The sequence below is a fragment of the Nocardiopsis prasina DSM 43845 genome, assembly GCF_000341265.1.
In the GTDB taxonomy this organism is placed as follows: domain Bacteria; phylum Actinomycetota; class Actinomycetes; order Streptosporangiales; family Streptosporangiaceae; genus Nocardiopsis; species Nocardiopsis prasina.
In genome coordinates, this window is the sequence record NZ_ANAE01000053.1 from 1 (window position 1) to 5,006 (window position 5,006).

5 protein-coding genes are annotated in these 5,006 nt (G+C 72.3%); 1 reads left to right on the forward strand and 4 read right to left on the reverse strand.

Going from position 1 to position 5,006, the window contains the following annotated elements; genetic code table 11:
• The coding region (locus tag D452_RS0101350; protein WP_017542366.1) for a 3-keto-5-aminohexanoate cleavage protein at positions 1-477 on the forward strand (477 nt) is incomplete at its 5' end.
• Between the two features lie 361 nt (positions 478-838).
• Here D452_RS0101350 and thpR read toward each other — a convergent pair.
• The 4 genes from thpR to D452_RS0101375 form a co-directional block, all read right to left on the reverse strand.
• Positions 839-1,462 (reverse strand): RNA 2',3'-cyclic phosphodiesterase, encoded by a 624-nt coding sequence (gene thpR / locus D452_RS0101360; protein WP_026128869.1) that lies wholly within the window; start codon positions 1,460-1,462, stop codon positions 839-841.
• Between the two features lie 135 nt (positions 1,463-1,597).
• Entirely contained in the window at positions 1,598-2,872 is a 1,275-nt protein-coding gene (locus D452_RS0101365; protein ID WP_040692872.1) for an MFS transporter, read from the reverse strand.
• Between the two features lie 262 nt (positions 2,873-3,134).
• Positions 3,135-3,584 (reverse strand): MarR family transcriptional regulator, encoded by a 450-nt coding sequence (locus D452_RS0101370; protein WP_017542370.1) that lies wholly within the window; start codon positions 3,582-3,584, stop codon positions 3,135-3,137.
• Positions 3,585-3,781: 197 nt separating this feature from the next.
• Positions 3,782-5,006 (reverse strand): NCS2 family permease (locus D452_RS0101375; RefSeq protein WP_017542371.1); only part of this gene is annotated, 1,225 nt, incomplete at its 5' end.

A 5,006-nucleotide genomic window follows, 5' to 3' on the forward strand; every position in this document is an offset into this window, starting at 1 on the left:
GAACCCGATCCCGTGCGCCGCTACGATCTGGTGCAACGCTGGAGCGCCCTGCCCGACTCGGCGGCGGTGAACTTGCACGAGCCCGGATCGGTCGAGGTCTGCCGACTGCTGATCGACCGCCGGGTCGGCGTCGAAGCCGGGGTGTGGACGCCCGAAGCCGCGCGGATCCTGGTCGCCTCCGGTCTGGCCGAGGAGTTCCTCCGGATCCTGGTGGAGCCGATGCAGACCGCCACCGAGGACGCGCTGGCCAACGCGTCCTCCATCGACGGCGTCCTCGACCGGGCCGGACTGGACCTGCCGCGGCTGCTGCACGGCCGCGACCGGACCGCCTGGCCGGTGCTGGAGACCGCAGTGGCCGCCGGCCGCGGCGTGCGCATCGGGCTGGAGGACACGCTGCGCGACCCGGACGGCAACCCCGCCACGGGCAACGCCGGGCTGGTGGAGCTGGCCCTGGCGCGCACGTCGGCGGCGGCGTAGGGCCGGCGGCACCGGCCCGGGTTCCGGCGTCCGGCGGCGATACGGCGCCCGCCCCGCCGGGCGGGTCCCGTGTGCGCTCGCCGGGCGAGCCGCGCCCCGTCACCGCACCCGTGCGGCGGCCCGCTCCGAACCGTTCCCGGAGGGTGCCTCGGGTCTCAGCCGATCAGGGCGCCGGCGACGACGATCAGCACAATGGCACCGAGCACCGTCGGCAGCAGCCAGCGCTGCTTCCGGTTGTTGGTGAGCATGCTCATGGTGGTTCGGCCTTACTCGCGTCGTTCCGGGGCGGGATCGCCGCGTCCGGATGCGGGGTGCGGACATCCCCGCCGTTCCCCCGACCCGTGGGCGGTTCGGGCGGTTTTCAGCCTAGTTCCCAGGTGGTCAGGGTCTGGTACCGGGGCCGCCGGGGGTGGTGGCTGCGGACCAGGTGGATCTCGCCGACGGTCCAGAACGGGGTGGCCAGGGCGCTGAGGCCGTACCGCAGCGCCGTCATGTCGGTGGGCGGACGGCGGGTGGCCAGGGTCAGATGCGGCACGAACGGGCGGCGGTCGACCTTGAGGCCGGCTTTTCGGGCGGCTTTGCGCAGGCGGTCGGCCAGGAGGGTCACGGCGCCGACGTCGCCTTCGAGCCCGGCCCACAGCACCGTCGCCTGCTCGGTGTCGCCCGGGAACGTGCCGCCGCCGCGCACGGCGACCTCCGGGCTCTCGCTCCGGGCGGCCGCGGCGGCGAGTCTGCGCCGCACCTGCGGCAGCTCCTGCTCACCGACCTCGCCCAAAAACAGCAGTGTGAAGTGCCACTCCTCGGGGGCGCGCCAGCGCAGCCCCTGACCCAGGCGCGGCCGTGCACCGGGATCACCGCCCCGGTCGGCGGTGTCCAGCGCACCGCCGGCGACGTCGAGCCGGTCGGCGGCGCTGAGCGCACCCGCTACGCGCCCCACCTCGTCCAGGACCTCCTGCGGCGGGTATACCGCTACGAACAGCCTCATGCACCACCCCGCATCGTCGTCCTTCCCGATGATCGTGCGCAGAAGCATGCCAGCGGGCACAGCCGCGCGGTAGGGGCTTCCGCGGACCGCCGCCCGCAGGCGCGCACCGACGCACAGGCGCCGGCCGGCGCCGGGTCAGCCGGTCCCGTCGGCACCGCCGGTGCGCGCAGGACGTGCCGTGACGTCCACGAACGGGCGCCGCAACGCGAGTCGAACCCGAACCCGCAGGCTGCGGGCCAGCACGAGTGCCACGACGACGACCACGAGCACGCTCACCGCCGAGCCCACTCCCAGGCTGGCACGCGGGCCGAACGCGTCGGCCAGGAATCCGACGATCGGGGCGCCGATCGGCGCCACACCCAGGAACACGAGCATGTAGATGCTCATCACCCGGCCGCGCATCTGCGGCTCCACACTGAGTTGGAACGTCGCGTTCAGCGAGGTCGTGAAGGTCATGAACGACACGCCCATGACGACCAGCGCGGCCACGAACCAGCCGTAGCTCGGCGCTGCCGCGGCCACCCCTTGGAGCACGCCGAACGCCAGTGCGCCGCTGAGCACGATGCGCAACCGCGGCCGCTCCCGGCGCGCGGCGACCAGGGCCCCCGCGAGGGCGCCGACCGCCAGCGCCGCGGCCGCGGTGCCGAAGGCGGCGGCTCCCGTCTCGAAGACGTTGTTGGTCATCAGCGCGATCTGGTTCTGCACGTTGGCGCCGAACATCTGCACGAAGATCGTCATCACCAGCAGCAGCACCAAGTCGGGGCGGGCCAGCACGTAGCGAACGCCCTGCATGGTCTGGCCCTTGGTGCGCGGATCCCGCTCGGTCACCGCGAGTTCGCCGGGCCGCATCAGCCAGAGGCCGCCGAGGACCGCCAGGAAGGACGCGGCGTTGATCAGGAAGACGGGGCCGCTGCCGATGGCCGCGATCAGCAGACCGGCGATCGCGGGGCCGGCGACGCGGCCGAACTGGAAGCTGGCGCTGTTGAGCGCGACGGCGTTGGGCAGGTCGCGGTCGCCGACCATCTCCACGACGAAGGTCTGGCGTGCGGGGTTGTCGACCACGGTGACCAGGCCCAGGGCCAAAGCGAAGACGTAGACGTGCCACACCTGGGCGGCCCCGAGGGTGGCGAGCACGCCCAGTCCGGCGGCGAGGACGCCCATGGCGGCCTGGGTGGCGATCAGCAGGCCGCGTTTGGGGAGGCGGTCGACGAGGGTTCCGCCCCACAGGCCCAACAGCAGCATGGGCAGGAACTGCAGCGCGGTGGCCAGACCGAGGGCGACGCCGCTGCCGCCGCTGAGCTGGAGCACCAGCCAGTCCTGGGCGACGCGCTGCATCCAGGTGCCGCTGTTGGAGACCATCTGGCCGGCGGCGAAGAGCCGGTAGTTGCGGATGGCCAGGGATCGGAACATCGCGCTGCCCGGAACGGACCGGCGGCGCGGCGGCTCGCGGTCCCCGTCTCCGGGTGCGGAACCGTCACCGGGTCGCGGGCATCCGGCGGATCCGCCGGATGCGGGTTCGGCCCGGTCGGCGGAGTCCGCTCCGGGCGGGTCGGAGACGGACTCGGCTGGTCGCTCGGGCTCGCTCATGGCCTGTCGGTGCGCGCAGCCGCTTCGGCCCGCGCCCGTCCCCCCTCGGTCCTCGGTACGGCCGTGCGCCTGCGGAACGGGCGATCTAGGACTCGGCCAACCGGTCCAGGATCTCCGCCGCCCGGCGCAACGTGTCCTTCTCCTCCGGTGTCAGCTCCTTGAGGCGCCGGGCCAGCCACGCCTCGCGACGGCGCTGGTCGGCCCGGACCAGCTCCCGCCCGTCCTCGGTGATGCTGACGAGCTGGCGGCGCTGGTCCTCGGGGTGCTTGGTGCGCCGCACCAGCCCGCGTTCCTCCAGAGCCGCCACGATCCGGGTCATCGACGGCGGCTGCACCTTCTCCCGTTCGGCCAGTTCGCCCGGACTCATCTCCCCGTGGCGGGCCAGGGGGAACAGTGCCGCCCCCTGACCCAGCGACACCGACGCGTCGGGCCGCTGGGCCCGCAGCCTCCGTGCCAGTCGGCCCACGGTGACGCGCAGGACCGACGCCAGTCCGGCGTCGGTCCTGATCTGGCGGGACAGCGGAGACTTCGCCATTAGCAGAACTCATTACTTTTGCTAACAAAATCGAGCTTGGTGACCATTCCCCGGGAGCCCGGCGGCTACACCTGGCGGCCGTTCGAGGGGCCGCCCGGCGACGGGCGAGCGCCCCGTCCCCAGCCTGGTCCGACGGGGCCGGGCGCAGCGGTCGGCGCACCCGCCTGCGCCCGGCCCCGGGTCAGCGGGTCAGCGGATCACAGGCCCAGCATCTGCTCGATCGGCCCCAGCGCGAAGTACACCGCGAAGGCGACCGCGACGATCCACAGCAGGGGGTGGATGTCGCGGATCCGGCCCTGGACGATTTTGATGATCGTGTAGCTGATGAACCCGACACCGATGCCGTTGGCGATCGAGTAGGTGAAGGGCATCATCACGATGGTGAGGAACGCCGGGATCCCGATCGCGTAGTCGGAGAAGGGGATCCGGGTGATCTGGGTGACCATCATGAAGCCGACGATGATGAGCACCGGTGTGGCGGCCTCGAACGGCACCAGCTGCACCAGCGGCGAGAACAGCGTCGCGACCAGGAAGAGCGCTCCGGTGACGACGGGGGCGATACCGGTGCGCGCCCCTTCGCCCACACCCGCCGCGGACTCCGCGAACACCGTGTTCACCGAGGAAGGGGCGAGACCGCCGCCGATGGTGCCGAGCGAGTCGACGATCAGCACCTCGCGGGCGCGCGGCACGTTGCCGTCCTCGTCGAGCAGGCCGGCCTGGCCGGCGACGCCCACCATGGTGCCCATCGTGTCGAAGAAGTCCGCCAGCAGCAGCGTGAAGATCAGCAGGATGACCGCTACGGTTCCGGCGTTGGCGAAGCTGCCGAACAGGTTGAACCGCCCGATCAGGCTGAAGTCCGGCAGGGAGACCACGTCGCCGAACGACGTGGGCAGCGACGGGACGGTCAGCGACCAGCCTGCGGGGTTCCCGCCGCTCGTACCGTCGTCCATGGGCCCGATGTGCGCGACGGTCTCGATGACGATCGCTACGACGGTGGCCACGACGATCCCCAGCAGCATGGCTCCGCGCACCCGGTTCACGATGAGCGCGATGGTCAGCACCAGGCCGATGACGAACACGAGGACGGGCCATCCGGCCAGGGACCCGCCGTCGCCCAGCTGGACCGGAACGGTCGAGTCGGCGGCGTCGGGCACGCGCCGGACGAAGCCGGCGTTGACGAAGCCCACCAGCGCCAGGAACATGCCCACGCCCACCGCGATGGCGGTCTTCAGCTCGGGCGGAATGGCCCGGAACACGGCGGTGCGGAACCCGGTCAGTACCAGCACGAGCAGGACGACGCCTTCGAGGATCAGCACGCCCATCGCATCGGCCCAGGTCATCTGCGGCGCCAGTGAGTAGGCGACGAGGACGTTGAGCCCCATGCCCGTCGCCAGCGCCAGCGGGTAGCGGCTGGCGACTCCC